At 69.3% G+C, this 23,144-nt stretch carries 17 protein-coding genes, 2 tRNA genes and 1 pseudogene; 7 read left to right on the forward strand and 13 right to left on the reverse strand.

What is annotated here, in order from left to right:
- Window positions 1-55: 55 nt before the first annotated feature.
- Window positions 56-1,689, reverse strand: a pseudogene (locus ACWD26_RS26145) (IS200/IS605 family accessory protein TnpB-related protein).
- Between the two features lie 263 nt (window positions 1,690-1,952).
- Here ACWD26_RS26145 and ACWD26_RS26150 point away from each other — a divergent pair.
- Entirely contained in the window at window positions 1,953-2,918 is a 966-nt protein-coding gene (locus ACWD26_RS26150; protein ID WP_451274047.1) for a hypothetical protein, read from the forward strand.
- 588 nt (window positions 2,919-3,506) lie between these two features.
- On the opposite strand, the gene clpX is transcribed toward ACWD26_RS26150, so the two are convergent.
- From clpX to ACWD26_RS26175, 5 genes are all read right to left on the reverse strand, one after another.
- Window positions 3,507-4,793 carry an ATP-dependent Clp protease ATP-binding subunit ClpX gene (gene clpX, locus ACWD26_RS26155; protein ID WP_451274049.1) on the reverse strand — a complete coding sequence of 429 codons (1,287 nt, stop codon included), beginning with the start codon at window positions 4,791-4,793 and terminating at the stop codon, window positions 3,507-3,509.
- Window positions 4,794-4,996: 203 nt separating this feature from the next.
- Window positions 4,997-5,677: an ATP-dependent Clp protease proteolytic subunit gene (locus ACWD26_RS26160; protein ID WP_451274051.1), complete on the reverse strand. Its 681-nt coding sequence runs from the start codon at window positions 5,675-5,677 to the stop codon at window positions 4,997-4,999.
- Between the two features lie 79 nt (window positions 5,678-5,756).
- Entirely contained in the window at window positions 5,757-6,371 is a 615-nt protein-coding gene (locus ACWD26_RS26165) for an ATP-dependent Clp protease proteolytic subunit (RefSeq protein ID WP_239760336.1), read from the reverse strand.
- A 410-nt stretch (window positions 6,372-6,781) separates the two neighbouring features.
- Window positions 6,782-8,188, reverse strand: a complete 1,407-nt coding sequence (gene tig, locus ACWD26_RS26170; protein ID WP_451274053.1) for a trigger factor — start codon at window positions 8,186-8,188, stop codon at window positions 6,782-6,784.
- 199 nt (window positions 8,189-8,387) lie between these two features.
- Window positions 8,388-8,464, reverse strand: a tRNA-Pro gene (locus ACWD26_RS26175).
- A gap of 175 nt (window positions 8,465-8,639) precedes the next feature.
- Here ACWD26_RS26175 and ACWD26_RS26180 point away from each other — a divergent pair.
- Window positions 8,640-8,713, forward strand: a tRNA-Gly gene (locus ACWD26_RS26180).
- A 126-nt stretch (window positions 8,714-8,839) separates the two neighbouring features.
- On the opposite strand, the gene ACWD26_RS26185 is transcribed toward ACWD26_RS26180, so the two are convergent.
- Window positions 8,840-9,034: a hypothetical protein gene (locus ACWD26_RS26185; RefSeq protein ID WP_033526477.1), complete on the reverse strand. Its 195-nt coding sequence runs from the start codon at window positions 9,032-9,034 to the stop codon at window positions 8,840-8,842.
- A gap of 599 nt (window positions 9,035-9,633) precedes the next feature.
- Between ACWD26_RS26185 and ACWD26_RS26190 the strand changes: the two genes are divergently transcribed.
- Window positions 9,634-10,836 (forward strand): acyltransferase family protein, encoded by a 1,203-nt coding sequence (locus ACWD26_RS26190; RefSeq protein WP_451274055.1) that lies wholly within the window; start codon window positions 9,634-9,636, stop codon window positions 10,834-10,836.
- Between the two features lie 37 nt (window positions 10,837-10,873).
- Here the strand turns inward: ACWD26_RS26190 and ACWD26_RS26195 are convergent, their stop codons facing one another.
- On the reverse strand, window positions 10,874-11,347 hold the full coding sequence (locus ACWD26_RS26195; RefSeq protein WP_451274057.1) for an HD domain-containing protein: 474 nt from the start codon (window positions 11,345-11,347) through the stop codon (window positions 10,874-10,876).
- Window positions 11,348-11,417: 70 nt separating this feature from the next.
- Window positions 11,418-12,590, reverse strand: coding sequence for a PP2C family protein-serine/threonine phosphatase (locus tag ACWD26_RS26200; RefSeq protein ID WP_451274059.1), 1,173 nt, complete (start codon window positions 12,588-12,590; stop codon window positions 11,418-11,420).
- A 225-nt stretch (window positions 12,591-12,815) separates the two neighbouring features.
- On the opposite strand from ACWD26_RS26200, the gene ACWD26_RS26205 reads away from it, so the two are divergent.
- Window positions 12,816-14,066, forward strand: coding sequence for a GNAT family N-acetyltransferase (locus tag ACWD26_RS26205; RefSeq protein WP_451274061.1), 1,251 nt, complete (start codon window positions 12,816-12,818; stop codon window positions 14,064-14,066).
- A gap of 4 nt (window positions 14,067-14,070) precedes the next feature.
- Here the strand turns inward: ACWD26_RS26205 and ACWD26_RS26210 are convergent, their stop codons facing one another.
- Window positions 14,071-14,889, reverse strand: coding sequence for an Fpg/Nei family DNA glycosylase (locus ACWD26_RS26210; protein WP_451274063.1), 819 nt, complete (start codon window positions 14,887-14,889; stop codon window positions 14,071-14,073).
- A gap of 189 nt (window positions 14,890-15,078) precedes the next feature.
- Window positions 15,079-15,564: a ribose-5-phosphate isomerase gene (locus tag ACWD26_RS26215; protein ID WP_391802707.1), complete on the reverse strand. Its 486-nt coding sequence runs from the start codon at window positions 15,562-15,564 to the stop codon at window positions 15,079-15,081.
- Between the two features lie 275 nt (window positions 15,565-15,839).
- Here ACWD26_RS26215 and ACWD26_RS26220 point away from each other — a divergent pair, with 275 nt between their 5' ends.
- The gene (locus ACWD26_RS26220; protein WP_451274066.1) at window positions 15,840-17,294 is read left to right on the forward strand and encodes an amino acid permease; all 1,455 of its coding nucleotides are present in this window, start codon (window positions 15,840-15,842) and stop codon (window positions 17,292-17,294) included.
- A gap of 155 nt (window positions 17,295-17,449) precedes the next feature.
- Here ACWD26_RS26220 and ACWD26_RS26225 read toward each other — a convergent pair whose 3' ends face one another.
- Entirely contained in the window at window positions 17,450-19,471 is a 2,022-nt protein-coding gene (locus ACWD26_RS26225) for a protein kinase domain-containing protein (protein WP_451274068.1), read from the reverse strand.
- 250 nt (window positions 19,472-19,721) lie between these two features.
- Here ACWD26_RS26225 and ACWD26_RS26230 point away from each other — a divergent pair, with 250 nt between their 5' ends.
- Window positions 19,722-20,525, forward strand: a complete 804-nt coding sequence (locus ACWD26_RS26230) for a cell wall protein (protein WP_451274223.1) — start codon at window positions 19,722-19,724, stop codon at window positions 20,523-20,525.
- A 119-nt stretch (window positions 20,526-20,644) separates the two neighbouring features.
- Here ACWD26_RS26230 and ACWD26_RS26235 read toward each other — a convergent pair whose 3' ends face one another.
- Window positions 20,645-21,229, reverse strand: coding sequence for a biotin transporter BioY (locus ACWD26_RS26235; protein ID WP_451274070.1), 585 nt, complete (start codon window positions 21,227-21,229; stop codon window positions 20,645-20,647).
- 461 nt (window positions 21,230-21,690) lie between these two features.
- On the opposite strand from ACWD26_RS26235, the gene ACWD26_RS26240 reads away from it, so the two are divergent.
- On the forward strand, window positions 21,691-23,019 hold the full coding sequence (locus ACWD26_RS26240) for an ROK family protein (RefSeq protein WP_451274072.1): 1,329 nt from the start codon (window positions 21,691-21,693) through the stop codon (window positions 23,017-23,019).
- The last annotated feature ends 125 nt before the right edge of the window (window positions 23,020-23,144 follow it).

Below are 23,144 nucleotides of genomic sequence, written 5' to 3' on the forward strand. Positions count from 1 at the left end.
GAGGTGTCACGGGGTGGTCCCGAAACCGGATTCTTCGGTAACGGTGTGACCGTTCCTAAAGACTGAGGGAATGAGTCCTGTTCCCGGAGCTCATGCTCAGCCGGACGCCCCGAACGGTGTTGGGCGTTCTGGTCGACCGCTTTCGGTCCGCGTCCGGCGCGCACGGATCGTGTCCGTGGTCCGTGGTCCGGGGACGCGGGGGCGGGTTCCCTCACGCCCCGGGGCCACCGGTTCGGCCTGGACGGTCCGATGCCCGTACCCATCACTCTGGTGGGTACGGGGCGGTGTCGTCCGTCGCCGGATCGGGTGCCCCAGGGCGCGCCTTCCGATCGCCACCGCTGCCGCATGGTGACGAGTGGGTTTCCTGGTCTTGTGGGTGAGAGGCTTGTGCCAGTGCTGGGCGCCCCAGCGGGAGGTGTAGGCGGGGTCGACGGCGATGACAGGGATGCCGAGTTCGGCCGCCATGCTGAGGAGTCTGGCTCGCAGCCTGGAGGTGGGCAGGCCGGAGATCAGCTTGCGGAACCGCTTCTGGCGGCCGTGTTTCTCCCGGGTCTTGTCCGCGGCGAAGTCGAGGTCCTCGACCGCGATGGCGAGGTGGTGACGTCTTGCCCAGTGCAGCAGACGGATCAGGGCGTGCCGGATCTGGGCATCGCGGTGATCGGCAGTGCCGGACAGGTCGTAGTCGAAGCGCAGTGGTGCGCCGACGGGGTTGCCATGGGCATCGAGGCGCCAGGCGGCGAGGTGATCGGCGTTAGTGTCCACCCCGACCAGGCCGCCCGCTCGGACTGCCTCCAGCGGCATGGTCCGGGCCGGGGGGATCGTCCACGAGGCGGTCACATACCAGCGGCCCCGGCCCACGTCTTCGTGGATGCGGTACGCGACGGCCCGGTTCGCGGTGATGCGGTCGGCCCACTGCTCGCCCCGGTGCGCGAACCCCACACGCGAGGTGAGCACGTACCGGCCGTGCGGGGCATTGGCCAGGTGCGCCAGCGGCGCGGGCAGCTTGATGGACACCTCGCCGCCGGGAGTGACCCGGATGGTCTCGTTGCCGTACCGCTTGCCGGACTCCCCGTCGGCCTGGAGGAAACGGCGCCCCGCCTGCCACCGCGCACGCCACCGCTCCTCGGTGAGCTGCGCCTGCCCCAGGTGGTGGCGGGTGTTCAGCAGCCGCTTGCCGCCGCGCACCACACGCACCATCCCGGCCTCCCGGTCGGCCCGCACCGCCTGAAGCCGGTCTTCCAGCACATGCAGACGCCGGGACTTGGCGAACCACTCCTGCTTGCTGTGGTAGCCGCCCGGAGCACGCTTGCTGCCCTTCTGTCCGACCGGCAGGGACAGCCGGTCGGCGACGGTCCGCACGCCCGCCTCCAGGCTCTGGATGTGCGCGAGCTGACCACCCCGGGCCAGCGCCCACTGGTCATGGGTGGCCTTCGTGACCGAGCCCGCCCAGCGCGAGGACGACTCGGCCGTCAGGACCCGCTTGCGTTCCGCCCACGCCTCGGCATCGTGCTCCAGCCCAGCCGCGCACCGCGCCTTCAGATCTCGGGAGGCCAGCGACCCCAGATGGTCACCGACCAGCCGGAGAACCTTCTCGTCCCCGGCGGACAGACCCTTGAGCCGGGTACGGACCGCAACCCCCGAGGGGCCGGGCACCACGAACGGCGCCGCCAACTCCCGCAGACCACCCACCCCGTCACCCCCACCCCAGTACCGCAAAAGCCCGTCACCACACCCAACGACCACCACCTGCAAAGGTCACGCATTCGATGCAAGAACTTCCGTTCCCTTCCCCCGGGAGCGCTCCTGCCGCTGGCCGGAGACTCACTCCTGCACGCCAGAACACACTCGCGTGTCCCTGACGGCTACCTGCTCACCACCCCCGATGCGTTGTGCACCTCAGGTCTGCGCCAGGATGTCTGAAACACATAAGCATCTGGAGGGGAACCCAGACCATGAGTTACAACCAGCCGGGCCCGTACGGCGGGCAGCCCCAGCAGCCCGGACCGTACGGCCAGCCGGGCCCCTACGGCCAGCAGCCGCCGCAGGCCGCCCCCCAGCCCGGCTACGGCTACCCGCAGCAGGCGCCGCCGCAGCAGCCGGGCTACGGGTACCCCCAGCAGTCCCCCCAGGGCGCTCCGCCCCAGACCCCGCCGTACGGCCAGCAGCAGGCGTACGGCCAGCAGGCCCCGTACGGCCAGCAGCCCTACCCGACGGTGCCGCAGCCGCCGGTCGTCTCCGGCGGCGGCGGCAAGAAGGTCGGCATCATCCTGGGCGCGGTCGCCGTGGTGGCGGCGGTCGCGGTGGGCGCGTACTTCGTGCTCGGCGGGAGCGGTGGATCGGACATCGCGGACGACGGGCCGCACAAGCTGACTACGCCGGCGAAGGTGCTCAACGAAGAGTTCAAGAAGTCCGACAGCGCCGACAGCGGTGGCTTCAGCGAGGACGACGTCAAGGAAGCCGAAGACCACGGCGTGAAGAACGCCAAGGACGTGAGCGCTGGATACCAGGCCGGGGACGAGAGCAACCCGCTCTCCGCACAGATGATTAACTTCATGGGCGTCTACGGCGAGATCGACGACCCCGAGTCGGTCGTCGACGCCATGTTCGCCGACATGAAGAAGGAGGCGAGCAAGGACTCCTCGGACACCGGTGAACTCGTGGGCAGCCCTGAGGCGTTCACGCCCAGCGCTCTGGACGGCGCGGTCCTCAAGTGCCAGGAGACCAAGTTCGAGGGCGACTCCTCGTCTGGCGGCCCCAGCAAGATGAGTGTGCCGATCTGCATCTGGGGCGACCACAGTACGATCGGCGTCGTGATCTACGCCGACATGGCGTCCGCGATGGCCGGCAAGGGCGCGGACCTGAGCGGCGCCGCCGACAAGGCCGCCAACTTCCGCAAGGACGTGCGCGTCAAGGCGTAGGACTTCCCATGCTCGGAGGAGCCTCGGTCGATCACGACCGGGGCTCCGCTGTCGCACCGGGTGAGACAACAGCGTTGGCCGTCATGCACCGACATGGCACCAGTGGCAAGCTCCTGCCAAAGGCACCCACTCGCCCATGCTGGATTGATCATGACCACGACAATCAAACATGGAGACCGTAATGCGTAAACGCATGGCTGGGGTCATGGCGGCTGTAATCGCCGCAACCGGCATGGTCGGCCTGACGGCATCACCGGCGGGGGCGGTAAGCTGTGAGCACATGGTACTTGAGACCGTCCAGGTGCGAACCGGCCCAGGCACTGAATGGCCGTCGATCGGGACCCGCGCGCGGAGCAGCCTGGTCTGCATCTATCTCACCACAAATACCGGCAGCACCTATACAGCATGCGGCACCCGTTCTAGGCAATGGGTGCGCATATCGAACGGTTTCGTGGTCCCCCCGAAGTGGATTGCAGGGACCTGCGTTCGCTAGCCGAGTAGGGTGCCTGTCCCTGTCATAGGCGAGCGACAGACAGCCAAAAAGGGGCGCCCGGTGGGGCGCCCCTTCCCGTCGTCCTGCCCGACTGTTTACGCCGTCTTCTGCTCCCCCGGGCCCCGCCCGCGCGCGTCGCGGGGAATGAGCGTCGGGTTCACGTTCGAGTGGACGACGTCCGCCGTGATGACTACTCGGGCCACGTCCTTGCGGGACGGGACCTCGTACATCACCGACATCAGGACTTCCTCCATGATGGCGCGCAGGCCGCGCGCGCCGGTCTGGCGGAGGATGGCCTGGTCGGCGATGGCTTCCAGGGCCTCGCGTTCGAAGTCCAGCTCCACGCCGTCGAGTTCGAAGAGGCGCTGGTACTGCTTGACCAGGGCGTTGCGGGGCTCGATGAGGATCTGGAGGAGGGCCTCGCGGTCCAGGTTGTGGACCGAGGTGATGACGGGCAGACGGCCGATGAACTCCGGGATCATGCCGAACTTGACCAGGTCCTCCGGCATGACGTCCTCGAACTGGTCCTTGGACTCCAGCTCGCGCTTGGAGCGGATCGTCGCGCCGAAGCCGATGCCCTTCGCGCCGGCCCGGGACTCGATGATCTTCTCCAGACCGGCGAAGGCGCCGCCGACGATGAAGAGGACGTTCGTGGTGTCGATCTGGATGAATTCCTGGTGGGGGTGCTTGCGCCCGCCCTGCGGCGGGACGGAGGCCGTCGTGCCTTCCAGGATCTTCAGCAGGGCCTGCTGGACGCCCTCGCCCGATACATCGCGGGTGATGGACGGGTTTTCGCTCTTTCGGGCCACCTTGTCGATCTCGTCGATGTAGATGATGCCCGTCTCGGCCTTCTTGACGTCGTAGTCGGCCGCCTGGATGAGCTTCAGCAGGATGTTCTCGACGTCCTCGCCGACGTAGCCCGCCTCCGTGAGCGCCGTCGCGTCGGCGATGGCGAACGGGACGTTCAGCATGCGGGCGAGCGTCTGGGCGAGGAGGGTCTTGCCGGAGCCCGTCGGGCCCAGCAGCAGGATGTTGGACTTCGCCAACTCGATGGCGTCCTCGCGGCTCTGGCCGCCGCCGTTCTCACCGGCCTGGACCCGCTTGTAGTGGTTGTACACCGCGACGGAGAGGGCCTTCTTGGCCGGCTCCTGGCCGACCACGTAGCCCTCGAGGAACTCGTAGATCTCGCGGGGCTTCGGGAGCTCCTCCCAGCGGACCTCGCTGGTCTCCGCGAGCTCCTCTTCGATGATCTCGTTGCAGAGGTCGATGCACTCGTCGCAGATGTACACACCGGGCCCTGCGATGAGCTTCTTGACCTGCTTCTGGCTCTTGCCGCAGAACGAGCACTTGAGCAGATCGCCGCCGTCACCGATGCGTGCCACGGTGTGCTTCCCCTTCGCCTGGGAGAGGACTGGACAGTTGCTGTCCAGCGACTCCTGGTGCTGCCTTATGTCGACGGTACCTTGCCGGGCCCCCCGTTCGGGCCCCCCTTGGCATGGTTCGCTTGGTCGTGCGCCTTGTAGTGCACTGGGTCGAACGGTGCCAACCATGCCAAGGGGCGGCAGACAATACAGCCTTTCCGCCGTCAGCGGACGTCTGCGTTGTTCATCTTCCGCGTGGAGATGATCTGGTCGATCAGGCCGTACGACAGGGCGTCCTCGGCCGTGAGGATCTTGTCGCGCTCGATGTCCTCGCGGATCTTCTCGATCGGCGTGGTCGAGTGCTTGGCCAGCATCTCCTCCAGCTGCGCGCGCATGCGGAGGATCTCGTTGGCGGCGATCTCCAGGTCGGAGACCTGACCGCGGCCCGTCTCGCTGTACGGCTGGTGGATCAGGACGCGGGCGTTCGGCAGGGCCATGCGCTTGCCCGGCGTACCTGCGGCCAGCAGGATCGCGGCGGCGGAGGCCGCCTGGCCCATGCAGACCGTCTGGATGTCGGGCTTCACGAACTGCATCGTGTCGTAGATGGCCGTGAGCGCCGTGAAGGAGCCGCCGGGGCTGTTGATGTAGACCGAGATGTCCCGGTCGGGGTCCATCGACTCCAGGCACAGCAGCTGCGCCATGACGTCGTTGGCGGAGGCGTCGTCGATCTGCACGCCGAGGAAGATCACCCGCTCTTCGAAGAGCTTCGCGTACGGGTCGTACTCGCGGATGCCCTGCGAGGTGCGCTCGACGAAGCGGGGGATGACATAGCGGGACTCGGCCGTGGGGCCCGCGTACTGGGAGCGTGCGCTTTCGTAGAGGCCGCTGCCGGGGAAGTCGTTCACTGTGGTCTCCTGGGAGCCTGAGAGGGGCTGAGGCGGTCGGCTGGGAGCGTTACGGGGGTGTGCGTGCCGGCGGGTGCCGTCACGCCTGCCCGGCCCCGGTGCCGCCGCCGCCCGGCATGCCCGCCGCGGTGGCGATGACGTCGTCGATGAGGCCGTAGGCCTTGGCCTCGAAGGCGTCGAACCAGCGGTCACGGTCCGAGTCACGGGTGATCTGCTCGACCGACTGGCCCGTGTGCTGGGACGTGAGCTCGGCCATGCGCTTCTTGGTGTGCAGCAGCCGCTCGGCGTGGATCTTGATGTCCGAGGCGGAGCCGGCCAGGCCCGCGGAGGGCTGGTGGATCAGGATCTCGGCGTTCGGCAGGGCGAAGCGCTTGCCCGGAGTGCCCGCGCTGAGCAGGAACTGGCCCATCGAGGCCGCGAGACCCATGGCGATGGTCACCACGTCGTTCTTGATGTACTGCATGGTGTCGTAGATCGCCATGCCGGCCGTGATCGAACCGCCCGGGCTGTTGATGTACAGGTAAATGTCCTTGTCCGGGTCGGCGGCAAGGAGCAGCAGCTGTGCGGTGATCTTGTTCGCGATGTCGTCGTCGACCGGCTGGCCGAGGAAGATGATCCGCTCGTTGAGCAGCCGGTTGTAGACATGGTCGCCGAGGCCACCGCCGATGGAAGGCTCGCCGGCGGCGGAGGGCATCAGATTCGTCACGTATCCACCTGCTCGTCTTACGACGGCGCCGGGCCGTCTTCACGTTTCCCTTCCGGGGGCCGAGCCGTTTCGCCGACGGCTCCGCCCTCGTATTCATGGACCCTAACGCGGTGGCTCCGCCGGTGAATCCCGCAGGGGGAACTGTTCGCTGTCAGCGCATGCGCTCCGCTGGGCCGAGCAGGGGGCGCCTCGTCGCCATCGGCACGCCGAAGGGGCGCGGGGAACCGCGCGACCGGCCACGAACAAGGCGCACCGCCGACGCACCTGGCGTGGCAGACGCGTCTGCGGCTCGTACATGGCTGGTCGCGCAGTTCCCCGCGCCCCTGGGTAGGCCGACGGGCCCCTGGGTCACAAGTGATCCAGGGGCCCGTCGAAAGCCATCCGACTACCGGGGGTGATCAGGCCTCGTTCTTGTCCTCGGCCTCGGCGGCGGCGTCGGGGGCCTCCTCGGCGGCCTCGGCCGCGGCCGGGGTCTCCTCGGTGCCCTCTTCCTCCTCGTCGTCCAGGTCGACGAGCTCGCCGTTGGTGTCCTTCACCGTGGAGGACTCGACGACGAGGGCCAGGGCCTTGCCGCGGGCGACCTCGCCGACGAGGAGCTGGACCTGGTTGTTCTGGACGACGGCCTGGGCGAACTGGTCCGGGGACATGCCGGAGGAGGCCGCGCGGCGCATGAGGTGCTCGGTGAGCTCCTCCTGGTTGACGTTCAGCTTCTCCTTGGACACCAGCTCGTCGAGGACGAACTGGGTCTTGATGCCCTTGACGGCCGCTTCCTTGGTCTCGGCGTCGAACTCCTCGACCGTCTTGCCCTGGATCTCGAGGTACTTCTCGAGGTCGAGACCCATCTGGCCGAGCTGGTGGTGCTCCAGGTTGTGCTTGCGGGTGTTGATCTCGTCCTCGAGCAGCTTCTCGGGGACGGGCACCTCGACGAGCTCCAGCAGCTTCTCCAGGACGCGCTCCTGGGCCTGCGTGGCCTGGTCGTACTGCTTCATGTCCTCCAGGCGCTTGCGGCTGTCGGCGCGCAGCTCCTCGAGGGTGTCGAACTCGGAGGCGAGCTGGGCGAACTCGTCGTCCAGCTCCGGGAGCTCGCGGGCGGCGACCTGGGTGACCTTGACGGTGACCTCGGCCTCCTTGCCGGCCGCCGAGCCGCCCTTGAGCTCGGAGGTGAAGGTGGTCTCGGCCCCGGCCTCCAGTCCCTTCACGGCGTCGTCGATGCCGTCCAGCAGCTCGCCGGAGCCGATGGTGTAGGAGACGCCCTCGGCGACTCCGTCCTCCAGGATCTCGCCGTCGACCTTGGCCTGCAGGTCGATGGTGACGACGTCGCCGTCCTCGGCGGCGCGCTCGACCGGGGAGGTGGAGGCGAAGCGCTCGCGCAGCTGCTCGACCGCCTTGTCGATGTCCTCGTCGGTGACCTCGACGGCGTCGACCTCGACCTCGATGCCGGAGTAGTCCGGGATCTCGATGGTCGGGCGGACGTCGACCTCGGCGGTGAAGTTCAGCGTCTCGCCGTCCTTCAGCTCCGTGATGTCGACCTCGGGCTGGCCCAGGACGTTGAGCTCGGCCTCGTTGACCGCGTCGGTGTAGAACTTCGGAAGCGCGTCGTTGACCGCCTCCTCCAGGACCGCACCGCGGCCGAACCGCTGGTCGATGACGCGGGCCGGGATCTTGCCCTTGCGGAAGCCCTTCACCGTGACCTGCTGGTTGATCTTCTTGTACGCCGCGTCGAGGCTGTCCTTGAGCTCCTCGAAGGGCACCTCGATGCTGAGCCGAACCCGGGTCGGGTTCAGGGTCTCCACGGCGCTCTTCACGGTTCGGTCTCCTTGGGGGCTGACTTCTTCGGGTTCTGCTGGGTGGTCCCCTGCCGGATGCGGCAGGGCCTCAGCGGATTCGCGGCCCTTGAGAGACGTGAGAGTGCAGACACACGGGCGCGCAGCTTGCATAGTAACCGCAGGCGGTACACGCCCCAAAAGGTGATCTTGCCGGTGGCGGGCGCGCCGTCCGGCACGGTGGTCGGGGTGGCGGGATTTGAACCCACGGCCTTCCGCTCCCAAAGCGGACGCGCTACCAAGCTGCGCCACACCCCGTCTGGTGCGACACGTAGGGTACATGCCCGCAGGCCGTGCGGTTGCCGCATTTACCGAGTGCGCGGGCGCGTGCGACGGCGGGCGACGGGCGCGGCCCGGAAGGGGTGTGCGGCGGGGGCACCCGACCCGCTACGATGCCTTCTGTGCCGCGGTCCTGCGACCTGCGGCGCGCTGTGCGGGCGTAGCTCAATGGTAGAGCCCTAGTCTTCCAAACTAGCTACGCGGGTTCGATTCCCGTCGCCCGCTCCAACGGCCTCCGGCCCGGTTTCGAGGGACTCCTCGAAACCGGGCCGGAGGTTTTTTCGTCGCTTCGCGGTGTCGCCTCGCCGAGGGGCGGACGACACGGTCCGAGCACGCTACGCGTCCGGGCGGTCACTAGAACTGGATCGAGTTGATCGTGTCCGCTATCGAGTTCAGGAAGCGTTGGATGTCGTCGGCCATGCCCGTCGAGGCGAGGAAGAAGCCGAAGAGGATGGCGACGACCGCCGGTCCGGCCTTGATCGTCCCTCCTCGCATCAGAACCACCAGGATGATCCCCAGCAAGAGCACCACTGACAGCGAAATGGCCACACAGATCACACCCTCGGTCGGTCCGCACTCCCGGCCCGGGGCGCCGACCCCACGCGCACCCCGCCAGAACCATCGTGCCACCAACCAGGCCTTCGTATGCGGCCGGTGGGACAACGTCGGCCACGGCGACCGGCGCGCCCGCGTGCGCCTTCGGTCAACGAGTGGGTGCCGAGGGCGAATTCGACGTGATCATTGCAGTGCACACACATCGCGTCCGCAGGTAATCCGAATTGTTGCCACGGACACACCAACTGCCGCAGTCAGGCGCGCAATTAACCGGACATTTCACCGGAGTCGCCTGCGCATGTTATGCACCATTTAGTCGGGATGAATACGGACAGAAGGGTCGCATGTCGCCGCGTGTCATCGCACGTCATATGCCCTGCGGTGTACGCACGGTGATGCTCTGCCCGAGGAAAACTTCACCGAATCCGGGGTACTCGCAGGTGACACGTACCCCTCAATACAGGATTCACGTCGGTGGTTTTACGGAATCGCACAGACAACGCTAGGGTGCCTCAGATGTTCACCGCTGCCTCGTCCCCCACTTGCGCAGCGAGTGCTCGGACCGTCCCCCGGAGTCTCCGGCGGGAGGGTCTGTGACGAACTCGCTGCGACCGCACGGCCAGCCCAGGGCGCCGCTCCCCCCGGCACACGCACCACAGTCGCCGACGGACGGAGTGCCGAGTCCGCGCTCGCTGAAGTCCTCGTCCCCCCACCCGACGCCGAGTGGCGCCTCCCCGGAGGCCAGGCCGGCCAAACAACGTGACGCGTTCTTCGACAACGCCAAGTACCTCGCCATCGTGCTCGTCGCGATGGGACACGCGTGGCAGCCGCTGACGGACCACAGCCGTGCCGCCGAGGCGCTGTACATGGTCGTATACACGTTCCACATGCCGGCGTTCATCATCATCTCCGGCTACTTCTCGCGCAGTTTCGACATGCGCCCCGACCGGCTGCGTCGGCTGATCACCGGCATAGCCGTGCCGTACGTCCTCTTCGAGGTCGCGTACTCCCTCTTCAAGCGGTACGCCGACGACGACCCCTCGCACCCGATCAGCCTGCTGGACCCCTGGTATCTCACCTGGTTCCTGATCGCGCTGTTCGTGTGGCGGCTGACGACGCCGCTGTGGAAGGTGGTGCGCTGGCCGATCCCGGTGGCGCTGGGCATCGCGGCGCTCGCCTCCGTCTCCCCCGACATCGGCGACGACCTGGATCTGCAACGCGCGCTGCAGTTCCTGCCGTTCTTTGTCGTCGGTCTCTTCATGAAGCCCGCGCACTTCCAGTTCATGCGGCGCCGTGAGGTGCGGATCCTGTCGGTGCCGGTGGCCGCGAGCGCGCTGGCGCTGGCGTACTGGGTGGGCCCGCACATGAACTCCGCCTGGTTCTACCACCGCGACAGCGCACAGGAGTTGGGCGCGCCCTGGTGGGCCGGGGTCGTCATGACCTTCGCTCTGTTCGGCTGCTCCATGGCGCTCACCACGTGCTTCTTCGCCTGGGTGCCCCGGCGGAAGATGTGGTTCACCGTCCTGGGCGCGGGCACGCTGTACGGCTACCTGCTGCACGGGTTCCTCGCGAAGGGCTCGCGCTTCTGGGACTGGTACGACGCCAACGCGTGGGTGTACCAGCCGCTCGGCGAGCTCTTCGTCACGCTCCTCGCGGCGGCCGTCATCACCGTGCTGTGCGCCCCGCCGGTGCAGCGGATGTTCCGGTTCGCCATGGAGCCCAAGATGGAGTGGGCGTTCAAGCGGGACGCCACCGAGCTGGCCCGCGAGCGAGGGAAGGTCGGGGCCAAGGCCTAGCCTCGCGGGGCGTGGCCCCGTTCACCTCCGTGGTGCGTCACCTCGCCTCCTCGGCCGCCGGTTCGTCCGGCAGGCCGAGGAGGTTTCGCATGTGGGCGTACTTGTGGGTCAGCCGGGTGCGGGTGGGCTCGTCCAGGACGGTGAGGCGGGCCGGGTTCGCGTTGTGCGCCAGGTCCGACTGTTTGACGAGGAGGGCGCCCGGGGTGGCGAGGATACGGGCGGCGTACGCCTCCGGGGGCTCGCCGGGGCGTTTGGTGAGGGCCAGCACGATGGCCTTCGTGCGGGGGGTCAGGGGTGCCTCGGCCAACCAGTGCTCGGTGAGGGCGTTGTCCTCCACCGCGTCGTGCAGCCAGGCTGCGGCGATCTGGTCCGTGTCGCCGCCTCTCGCCATGACGCCGTGGGCCACCGCCTGGAGGTGCTCGGTGTAGGGGCGGCCCGCCTTGTCGGTCTGGGTGGCGTGGGCGGTGCGGGCGAGGGTCTCTACTTCGGGGAGGGAGAGGGGGGTTGGCATCGGGGTCAGCTCCTGTCGTGGTTGCTCGCGCAGTTCCCCGCGCCCCTGAAAAGCAGGGGCTGCGCCCCCGCTACCTGGTGGGCGTAGAGCCCTCTCGGCTGATCAGGAGGAGGGCCCTGTCGTCGTTGACGTCCTTGGCGACCGCCTCGATGAGGTGCCAGGCGGCGCCGTGGAAGCCTCCGGCGACATAGCGGTCGGCCTCGCCGGTGAGGCGGTCGATGCCTTCGACGATGTCCCGGTCGGAGGTCTCGACGAGGCCGTCGGTGAAGAGCATCAGCACGTCGCCGGGGCGCAAAGAGCCCTTGACGGGGTCGAACTGGGCGCCGTCGTAGACACCCAGGAGGGGGCCCTCGGCGGCCTTCTCCTCCCAGCGGCCGGTGCCCGCGCTGAGCTGGAGGCCCGGCGGGTGGCCGGCGGAGAAGAGTTCGTAGTCGCCGGAGTCGAGGTCGAGGACGAGGTGGATGGAGGTCGCGAAGCCCTCGTCCCAGTCCTGGCGCAGGAGATAACCGTTGGCCGCCGGGAGGAACGCGTGCGGTGGGAGCGATCCCAGCAGACCGCCGAAGGCACCGGAGAGGAGCAGGGCGCGGGAGCCCGCGTCCATGCCCTTGCCGGAGACGTCGGTGAGGACGACTTCGAGGGTGCGACCGCCGTTCGTACGGGCGGCCACGACGAAGTCGCCCGAGAAGGACTGGCCGCCCGCCGGACGCAGGGCCATCTCGCGGTGCCAGCCGGCCGGCAGCTGCGGCAACTTGCTCTGCACACGGATGCGTTCACGCAGGTCGAAGAGCATGGTGCCGCCGCGCCGCCAGGGGACGCCGACGCGGCTGCGGAACTGGGCGATGAGGAGACCGAAGAAACCGCAGGCGGCGACCACGAGCACTATGCCGGGCGTCACCCGGGCCGGGCCCTCGGTGTAGGGGCCGAGCCGCACGGACTCCACGATCAGCGCGGTCGCGGCGGCCGCGTACAGACCGAGGAGGCTGGCCGGGCGGAGCAGCAGGCCGCCCGCGACGATGGGGAGGACGAGGACGGCGGGTGAGAACCAGACCGCGTTGACCATCGTGAGGCAGGCGATCAGCGGGATCATCAGCAGCAGACCGGCCAGGGCGATCCAGTCGGAGCCGTCCCCGCGGAAGTAGTCGACGGCGGATTTGCGCACGCCGGTGCGGGCCCGGTGAACCAGCTTCTTCATCCGGGCCGTGAACGTATCGGCCGCCGCGCGCCGCTCTCGTCCTGCTGCCATTGTTCGGGACCTTATCCATCGGACCAGCCCCTGTGCACAGGAGGTCCCACTTGTCCCCCTTCCGAGGTCCGGTTCACGACGAATCTCACACAGATCTCACACCGGAACGCGTCCTGCCGCCCCCGTGCGCCCTCCGTGCGGCACCTGGGAAGGATCCCACGGCACTCCTCGACGCGAGGGGGAAATTCGCTCGCCCGTACCGGATCGCCCTGCTAGGCATGGCGCATGACGACTGAGCTGCGGGCGCTGCGCAAGGAAGACTGGAACGTCTGGTACGAGAACTTCATCCGCGCCTTCGGCGGAGTCCCGGAACCGGCCGAGGAACGGGAGTTATGGCAGGCACTCACGCCGTACGACCGCTCCGTCGGTGTGTGGGACGGCGACCAATGCGTAGGTACGGCGGGGGCGTTCGACTTCCGCATCACGGTCCCGGGCGGTGCCGTCGTCCCGGCGGCGGGCGTCACGATGGTCGGCGTCGCGGCCACGCACCGGCGGCGCGGCGTCCTGACGTCCATGATGCGGCGGCAGTTGGACGACATCCGTTCCTGGGGCGAGCCGCTGGCGGTGCTGACCGCGTCCGAGCCGGCGATCTACGGCCGGTTCGGGTACGGCATCGCGACCCACCGGCTCAGCGCCGACATCGACACCACCCGGGTACGGCTGTCCGTACCGCCGGGCACCGATGACGTACGGCTGCGGTACGCGGACCCGGCCGAAGTGCTCGACCTGTGCGAGGCGGTGTACGCCCGCCGGGTGCCGGAGCGGCCGGGGATGCTCGCGCGGCAGCCGGGCTGGGAGCGGGTGGACCTGCTCGACACGGAGCGCCATCGGGACGGGGCGTCGCCGTTGCAGTGCGTGGTGGCCGAGCGGGTCGACGGAGACGGTTCCGGTTCCGAGGTGGTCGGGTACGCGCGGTTCCGCGTCAAGCCCGACTGGGGGCCGGCCGGGCCGCAGGGGGTCGTCATGCTGAGTGTGCTGGAGGCCGTGGATCCCGCCGCGCGCGCCGCGTTGTGGCGGTTCCTCTTCGACATCGACCTCACGCAGTGCGTCGTCGCCCACCGGCTGCCCGTCGACGAGCCGGCGCTGCATCTGGTGTCGGACGTCCGCCGCTGCGGGCTGCACATCAAGGACGACCTGCACGTACGGCTCGTGGACGTCGGCGCGGCCTTGCGGGCGCGGACCTATCAGGCGCCGCTGGACGTGGTGTTCGAGGTCGAGGACTCCTTCTGCCCGTGGAACGAGGGGCGTTGGCGGCTCACCGGCGACTCGAAGGGTGCGACCTGCGAGCGGACCGCCGATGCCGCCGATCTCTCCCTATCCGTACGGGAGTTGGGGTCGGCCTATCTGGGTGGTGTGAGCCTCGCGTCCCTGGCGGCGGCCGGGCGGGTGCGGGAGTCGCGGCAGGGGGCGCTGGCGGAGGCGTCCACGGCGTTCTTCGCGCCGGGGCAGGCGCCCTGGCTTCCGCACGGGTTCTAGCGCTTCAGCGCTGCTGGCAGGTCGGGCACCAGAAGAGGTTGCGGGCGGCGAGATCGGCGGTGCGGATCTCGCCGCCACAGATGTGGCAGGGGAGATGGGCCCTGCGGTACACGTACACCTCGCCGCCGTGGTCGTCGACGCGGGGCGGCCGGCCCATGGCCTGCGGGGTGTGTTCCGGGCGGACGGTGTCGATGCGGTTGTCGCGGACGCCCTCGCGCATGAGGCCGACGAGGTCGGCCCAGATCGTGTCCCATTCGGCCGGGGTGATGTCCTTGCCCGCGCGGTACGGGTCGATGCCGTGCCGGAAGAGGACCTCCGCGCGGTAGACGTTGCCGACGCCCGCGATGATCTTCTGGTCCATCAGGAGCGCGGCGATCGTCGTACGGCTGCGGGAGACACGGGCGTACGCGCGGGCGGGGTCGGCGTCGGGGCGTAGGGGGTCCGGGCCGAGGCGGGCGTGTACGGCCTGCTTCTCGGCGTCGGTGATGAGGGCGCAGGTCGTCGGGCCGCGGAGGTCCACGTACGAGGTGTCGTTGCGCAGGCGGAGGCGGACGGTGTCCGTGGGCGGGGGCGCGGGGGCGTCGCCGAAGTTCACCTTGCCGAAGAGGCCCAGGTGGATGTGGACCCATTCCTCGGCGTCCGCGTCGCCGAAGTGCAGGAAGAGGTGCTTGCCGTGGGCCTCGGCCGTGGTGAGCGGGGTGCCCGTGAGGAGGGCCGCCGCGTCGGCGAACTTGCCCTGGGGGCTCGTGACGTGGGCGTTCCGGCCGCCGAAGTGTGCGAGGTAGTCCTCGGCGAGGCGGTGGATGGTGTGCCCCTCCGGCACGGGGGCCTCCGGCGGTTCGGCAGGGTGGTCGGGGGGTGGTCCGGGGTGTGTTTTCGGGTGCGGGTGGGTGGGGGTTGCTCGCGCAGTTCCCCGCGCCCCTGAAAAGCAGGGGCTGCGCCCCTGCTTCTCGGCCCGCGCCATGGTGGCCGCCCTACGAGCTAGGTCTTCCGTGCTCTTGGGCGCGAAAACCTACGCCTGGGGGTGGTGCGCCGGGATCGGCGGCAGGTCGCCGGTCGTCTCGTACGACGCGAGCATGTCGATGCGGCGGATGTGACGCTCGTCACCGGAGAACGGCGTGTTGAGGAACGTCTCGACGAACTTCGTCGCGTCCTCCTGGGAGTGCATCCGGGCACCGACGGCGACGACGTTCGCGTTGTTGTGCTCGCGCCCGAGCGCCGCGGTCTCGGCACTCCACGCGAGGGCCGCGCGCACCCCGGCCACCTTGTTCGCGGCGATCTGCTCCCCGTTGCCGGAGCCGCCGATGACGATGCCGAGGGAGCCGGGGTCGGCGGCCGTACGCTCCGCCGCGCGGAGGCAGAACGGCGGGTAGTCGTCCTGGGCGTCGTAGATGTGGGGCCCACAGTCCACGGGCTCGTGGCCGGCGGCCTTCAGCCACTCGACGAGGTGGTTCTTGAGTTCGTAGCCGGCGTGATCCGAGCCGAGGTAGACGCGCATGGTCCGAGTGTGACACGCGCGTTTCGGCGCGGCGCGACGGGGTGCGGGCACATGAAACCGTGAGCTGCACCACGGAACCTCAAGTAAACCTCAAGTAACGATCTGGATTCAAAGGTTCAGGAATCCATTTACCTCCGATTCACTGGATCGATCTTTACAGCGGTTCACCCGGCCCTCAGTTGTCGATTCTCGTTCCCCCTCTTACGAGAGTCGATCGGGGAGTCGCTGGGCAGACGCACGGAAGTCCCCACAACGGCGCAAAGGAAACTCCCCCCATGACCTCGCAGCCGACTCTCCCGTCCCCGACGGGCACCTCAGGCTCCTCCTCACCCCCCTCCCCCGGACTGCACGCCGGTCTCAAGAACCGTCATCTGTCGATGATCGCGATCGGTGGTGTGATCGGCGCGGGCCTGTTCGTCGGGTCGAGTTCCGGTATCGCCACGGCCGGTCCCGGCATCCTCCTGTCGTACGCGCTCGTCGGCACGATGGTGGTGCTGGTGATGCGGATGCTCGGTGAGATGTCCGCCGCGAACCCGACCTCGGGATCGTTCTCCGCGCACGCCGACCGAGCGCTCGGGCGTTGGGCCGGGTTCTCCATCGGCTGGCTGTACTGGTTCTTCTGGGTCGTCGTGCTCGCGGTCGAGGCGACCGCGGGTGCGGTGATCCTGGAGGGCTGGATCCCGGCCGTGCCGCAGTGGGGCTGGGCGCTGATCGTGATGGTCGTGCTGACCGCCACGAACCTGGTGTCGGTCGGTTCCTACGGTGAGTTCGAGTTCTGGTTCGCCGGGATCAAGGTCGTCGCGATCGCCGCGTTCATCGTGGTGGGCGGGCTGGCGGTCTTCGGGCTGCTGCCGGGCGCCGACTCCGAGAAGGCCGGACTGGCCAATCTGACCGACCACGGCGGGTTCCTGCCGAACGGGGCGGGCGCGATCCTCATCGGCGTGCTGCTGGTCGTCTTCTCCTTCATGGGCAGCGAGATCGCCACGCTGGCCGCCGGGGAGACGGAGAACCCGCAGAAGGCTGTCACCAAGTCCACCAACAGCATCATCTGGCGGATCGGTGTCTTCTACCTCGGCTCGATCTTCGTCGTCGTGGCGCTGCTGCCGTGGAACGACCCGTCGATCAAGGAGAAGGGCTCCTACGTCGCCGCCCTGGACTCCCTCGGGATCGCGCACGCCGGGCAGATCATGAACTTCATCGTGCTCACCTCGGTGCTGTCCTGTCTCAACTCCGGTCTGTACACGGCCTCCCGCATGGCCTTCTCGCTGGGTGAGCGCGGGGACGCGCCGCGTGCGTTCGGCCGTACGAACGGCCGGGGTGTGCCGATGACCGCGATCCTCGCCTCGGTCGTCTTCGGGTTCGTCGCGGTCATCTTCAACTACTTCTTCCCCGAGGGGGTCTTCCTCTTCCTGGTCAACTCCTCCGGTGCGGTCGCCCTGTTCGTGTGGCTGGTCATCTGCTTCTCGCAGCTCCGGATGCGCAGGATCATCGAGCGGGAGACGCCGGAGAAGCTCGTCGTGAAGATGTGGCTGTATCCCTATCTGACGTGGGCCACCATCGGGCTGATCCTCTTCGTCCTCGGCTACATGCTCACCGACACCGAGCACGGCAACCAGGAGATCCTGCTGCTGTCGTTGCTGGTCGCGGCCATCGTCGTCGGTATCGCGCTGGTCAAGGAGAAGGTCGGCGGCGGGAAGGCCGCGGCCGAGGTCTCCGACAAGGTTCACTGAGCGGGGTCGGTCGGCCGCGCATCAGAGGTCCGGGGTCCGGGGGCGTCGTACGCCGCCGGGCCCCGGACCGTCGTCCGGGGGGTGGCTGGGTCAGGGGGCCGGGGCCAGGGGTGGGGAGGCTTGGGGCGAGGGCTTGGGGCTTGGGGCTTGGGGCCTCACAGGGGTGTGAAGCTCTTCTCCACCTTCTCGTAGACCGGGAGGGCTCGGTCCTCGATGTCGGGGTGGTACCAGGTGGTGAGCTGGTAGGACTTGCCGCCGGTGTTGAAGCCGAGGGAGCGGACGTGCCAGGGCAGGTCCTGGGCCGTGACGGTGTACTCCCATACGACGGCCGGCTTGCCGCGGAACTCGGTCTCCTCCAGACGGATCCGCTCGTATCCCGGTCCCTCGCTGGTGCTCTCCTCCGTCTTCCGCCACTGCTCCAGGAGGTCCCCGCGCGCGAGGGAGGCCTTGCCGACGATCTCCTGGCGCGCGTCCGGCGAGGTGTAGTGCACCTCCGCGCCGGCGTGCACCTCGCGCGAGAACCCGTCCGGCGGGACCCACGCGAACACCCCGGCCTCCGTGCGGGCGCCGGGCGGGAGCGTGGGCGGGCGGGAGGTTCCGGCGACGGTCGGGGAGGAGGCGGACGGTGATGTCGAGGACGCCGTCTTGTCGCCCTTGTCGCCCTTGCCGTCGGGCGAGCCGCCCATCAGGGGTACGACGACTGCGGCGACCAGGGTGGTCACGGCCACGGCGGCTGCCGCGAGGAGGCCTGTGCGGCGTTTGTTCCGCCGGGTGGCTGTGGGCTCCGGCGGGTCTGACGATTCTGCCGGTTCCGGCGCTTCCGGCGCTTCCGGCGCTTCCGGCGCTTCCGGCGCTTCCGGCGCTTCCAGCGGCGGGATGGGGCTGGGCCTGGGCTGGGTGGGCAGGTCGCTTCCGGCGGGGGGCGGTGGCCCTGCCTCCGAGGGGGAGTCAGGGGTGCGTGCGGGCGGGGCTTTTGAGGAGCGGCGAGAGGTGCTCTCGGGCGGGGGGCTGAGGTAGGGGTTGCCGGTGACTGGGGCCGGCTCGGGCCATGGATGGGCTTCGGGCGCGGGGTCGGGCTGGGTCCGCAGCGTCGGCGTCGGCTGCACCGGGGTGGGGGCTGCGGTGGGGGCGGGCCCAGGGGGCGGAGGCGCCGCGTTGGCGTCCGGCGGCGCCGCCTCGGGGGGCGGGGGCGCCGCCTCGGGGCTTGGGTTCGCCCTTGCGGGGCCTGGGTTCACCCCTCGGGGGTCCGGGGATGTGGCCCCGGGATGATGCCTGCTCCCCGCTCCGAGTTTCGGGACCACCGTCCCGGGTTGAGGGCTCGCCGCCTCGGGCTTCGGTGGCGCCGCCCTGGGTTGGGGGCTCGTCACCTCCGGATTCCGGGCCGTTGCCCCAGGTTGGGGGCTCGTCGCCCCGGTGACCCGGGGCGCCGTCTTGATGGTGCGGAGGGTGTCGGTGAGTTCTGGCAGGCCGGGGCGGGACTCCGGCTGCTTTCGCAGGAGGGCGGCTAGGACGTCGTGGAGGGCGCCCGCGGTGGCGGGGAGTTCCGGCTCCTCGTAGAGGACGGCGTGGAGGGTGGCGAGGGTGGTGGCGCGGGAGAAAGGCGAACGTCCGCCGAGGGCGGCGCAGAGGGTGGCGCCGAGGGACCAGAGGTCGGAGGGTGGGCCCTGGGGGCGGCCGGAGACGCGCTCGGGCGCCATGTAGTCGGGCGAGCCGACGAGCATGCCGGCCATGGTCAGGGCCTCGGCGTCCTGAATGGCGGCGATGCCGAAGTCGGTGAGGACGGCCCGGTGGGCGCCCGTGCGCTGGATCAGCACGTTGGCCGGTTTGATGTCGCGGTGGAGGACACCCTGGTCGTGCACCTGGCCCAGCGCGTCGGCGAGTTCGAGTCCGATCCGGGCCGCGTCGCGCACGTCGAGGGGGCCGTCCTCCATCAGAAGCCGTTCCAGGGAGCGGCCGTCGACCAGTTCCATGACGATCCAGAGGCGCTCGCCCTCGTCGACCACGTCGTAGATGCGTACGACGTTGGGGTGATCGATACGGGCCGTGGCCCTGGCCTCCCGCAGGGTTCGCTCGCGTCGGGTGCGGGTGTCCTCCGGGTCCAGGCCGTCGATGCGCATTTCCTTGACGGCGACCTGCCGGTCGAGTATTTCGTCGGCGGCCCGCCAGACCCGGCCCATTCCGCCTTGGCCAATGCTTTCGACCAGGCAATAACGGCCGGTCACCATAAGCCCCGGAACACCGCCCCGCGTTATTTCCGGCACCCCCATGCCCCCCTTCCACAACTGACCGCACGTGCCACAGACGAACCAAAAAGTCGCGCATCGGTCACACTTCGCGCCGCACCAGCATAGTGCCGAGAAATCTTGTGGTACCTCTTCATAGGCCGTGAATTCAGGCACGGCCAGGGGGACGCAAGGGGGATGGAACATGAGTTCTTGTCGCAGGACGGCCAGGGGCGCCATCGCCGGATCGCTGCTCACCGCCTCGTTCACGTCGGTGATGATCCTCGGCTTCACGGCATCGGCGGATGACCAGGGAGGATTGAGCAATCACGGCGGAAAGGCCGTGGACGCGGCGCCGGCAGGAGTGAAACTATCGACGCTGCTGTCCAAGGAGATCAAGGTCGACAACAAGTCCAAGGAAACGGATATCACCGGCGTCGTAAAGAACGAGGGAAGCAAGGCCAGCGGGGAAATCCGCTTGCTTGTGGTCGGTTTTGACGGCATGACGGTCAAGAATGTCGAAGGGTGTTCGGCGATCCCTGAAGGGGATCTCCCGGACGGCGCGAACAGTGGTTTCGCGTGCGCGATCGACGATCTGGCGGCCGGAAAGTCGAAGACCTATGCCATCGAGGCCACGTACGACCTGAGCGAGCAGGGCAAGATCTGTCTGCCGGTGCAGAACTCCGACGGTTCGAAGACGTTCTGGCAGCAGGGGCCGGTCCCGTTCGGCACGACCAACCCCTCGCCCAACGAGCCCGCCACACCGCTCCTGCTGGGCACCGACAACAGCCCGATCACCCCCGGCACCGGCACCGGCACCGGTGACGGCAACGGCAAGGGGGACGGCGGGAAGGACGGCAAGCCGGACGAGCTGCCCCAGACCGGTCCCGCCGACCGCGTCCTGCCGCTCGGCATGGCCGGGGCCGCGCTCATCTCGGCCGGCGCGGCGGGCCTGTGGTGGAACCACCGTCGGGCCCGGTTCGAGAACGGCGGCTCCGCAGCGCGATGACGGACGCGGAAGAGGCTCGCCGTGGCGCGGTCGGAGTGCGACCCGGCGAGCCTCTTCGGAGGGGGTTACGGCGCCGCTTCCTGAGCGGCGCCTCCTCACGACGGTGTTGAGCTATGACGTCACTTCTTCACGAGCTTCCACGCCGTCGGCAGCAGCCCCATCGCCAGAACGGCCTTGATGGCGTCGCCGATCAGGAAGGGCGTGAGGCCGGCCGCGACGGCGGCGGACAGGCTGATGTCGGCGGTGGCGGCGAGGTACGGCACGCCGACGGCGTAGATGATCGCCTCGCCCACGAGCATCGTGCCCGCCATGCGCAGCGTGGAGCGGTCGCCACCGCGGCGGGCCAGGGCGCCCACGGCCGCGACGGCGAGGATCATGCCGAGGATGTAGCCGAAGGAGACGCCGACACCGGAGGTGCCGTTCGCGAACCACGGCATGCCGGCCAGACCGGCCAGCGCGTACAGGGCGAGCGCGGCGACGCCGCGGCCCGCGCCGAGGGTGGTACCGACGAGCAGGGCGGCGAAGGTCTGGCCGGTGACCGGGACCGGGGAGCCCGGCACGGGCACAGCGATCTGGGCGGCCAGCCCGGTGAGCGCGGCGCCGCCGATCACCAGCGCGATGTCGCGGAAGCGGACGCCGACGACGGCGGGGAGGCGGTCGGCGAGGACCTCGCCGGGGCGGGCTGAGGTGGCGGCGGTGCTCATGTTCGGGCTCACTCCGGCGGGTGAAGAAGGCAGGGACACGGTGACGCTATCCCAGGCCCCTCGCACCGGACACCGTCAGCGCTCGACAAAGGGGGTGACGACGGCTTGGTGGGCTTCACACAAAGGGTGCCGGTTACACCCGGTACGGCGTGATGCCGGTCACGGAGGTGACGTGGCTTCGGCCACGGAGAGCCCCGGACGCGGATCTGTAGGGTTTCACCAATCGGGCCGGTGGGGTGGACAGGTACCGTCTCGCCCGTCGGTCGCCGTCTGGGCAGCGGTGGGCCGTTTTGCTAGCTTCGAGCGCATGGTTGCCCAGGCCCGGAACTTCTCGTCGCGTCGCTACGTCGACCTGCGACGCGTGGGCGCGGCCACCTGTCGCCGTCCCGGCTGAGGCGGCTCCGGCGCGCCTCGCCCTCCGAGACGACGCAGTGTCGGACCCGTTCCCGAGGATGATCGCCATGCCCCGTGCCCCGGCAGCACCTACCCTTTCCGCCCCCGCTCCTCCATCTCCCACGTCCCGTCCCACGTCTCGTTCTACGTCTCGTCCTTCATCTCCCGTCGCTTCGCCTCCCCTTGCCCCATCTCCTGTCGCTTCATCTCCCGTGCCGCGTGTCGCCGACAGCGACCGGCGGCGGACCAGCGCGAGTGTGGTCCTGCGGTCGGTGCTGGAGCACGGGCCCGTGGCGCGCAGCACGATCGCCCGGGTGACCGGGTTGTCGCCGGCCTCGGTGACGGACTACTGCGCCCGGTTCACACGGCTCGGTCTCATCCGCGAGGCCGAACCACCCCGGCAGGCCAAGGGGGTGGGCCGCCCGCACGTGCCCCTCGACCTGGACGACTCGCGGTTCGTGGTGGGCGGGGTGCATGTGGCCGTGCCGTACACCACGGTCGCGCTGCTCGATCTACGGGGACGGGTGGTCGTGGAACGGCGGCTGAAGCACGGCCCCACCGACCCCGCCCTGGTGTTGGCGCGGGCCGCCGACACGCTTGTGACCCTGCTGGACGCGGCACCGGGCCGCCGGGCGTTGGCCGTCGGTTTCGCGGCCGGTGGCTGGGTGGACCGGGAGACCGGGGCCGTCGTCGAGCATCCGCTGCTGGGCTGGCGCGAGGTGCCGGTGCGGGAGGTGATCGGGGCCCGTACGGGGCTGCCGGTCCATGTGGACGGACACGCGCGGGCGTTGGTGGCCGCCGAGCAGCTCTTCGGGCGGGCGCGCGGCAGCCGGAGCGTGCTGCATCTGTTCGTCGGCAATGTGGTCGACGCGGCCTTCGCGACCAACGACGAGGTGCACCACGGGCCCCGCTCCCAAGCCGGGGCGATCGCCCATCTGCCGCTGCCCGGCGGTACGGAATCCTGCCACTGCGGGCGGACCGGTTGCCTCCAGGCCGAGTTGAGTGAGCGGACCCTGTGCCGGCGGGCTCGGGCGGCCGGTGTGATGGACGGGGTGAACCCGATGCGGGTCCTTGACGCGGCGGCGGGCGGTGACGAGGCGGCCGTACGCCTGCTGGTGGAGCGGGCGCGGACGGTGGGGCGGGCGGCGGAACTGCTGCTCGATGTGCTGAACCCGGAGACCTTGGTCGTCACCGAGATCGGTGTCATCGGCCGGGAGGACTGTCTCGCGGCGCTGCGCGCGGTCGTCGGGCCGGAGCGGGCGGCGGCCGTGGGGCCGACGAGTTTCCCCGATGCCGTGCTGGCCACGGCGGGGGGAGCGGTGGCTCTGGATGTGCTCTACCGGGATCCGCTGGGCTCCGTGGCGCGTCTCGACCGCGTCTCGGCCGAGATTGGTTAATTCAGAAACTCCGAATGTTGACAGGCATGACCGAAGACCGGAAACATCGTATTCATGCTGCTCACGAGCTGTCGCACCCTCTGTTGCTGACACGTTGACGTACCAGAGTGCCCGCCGCACTCCGG

It is taken from the genome of Streptomyces sp. NPDC002787, assembly GCF_053592095.1.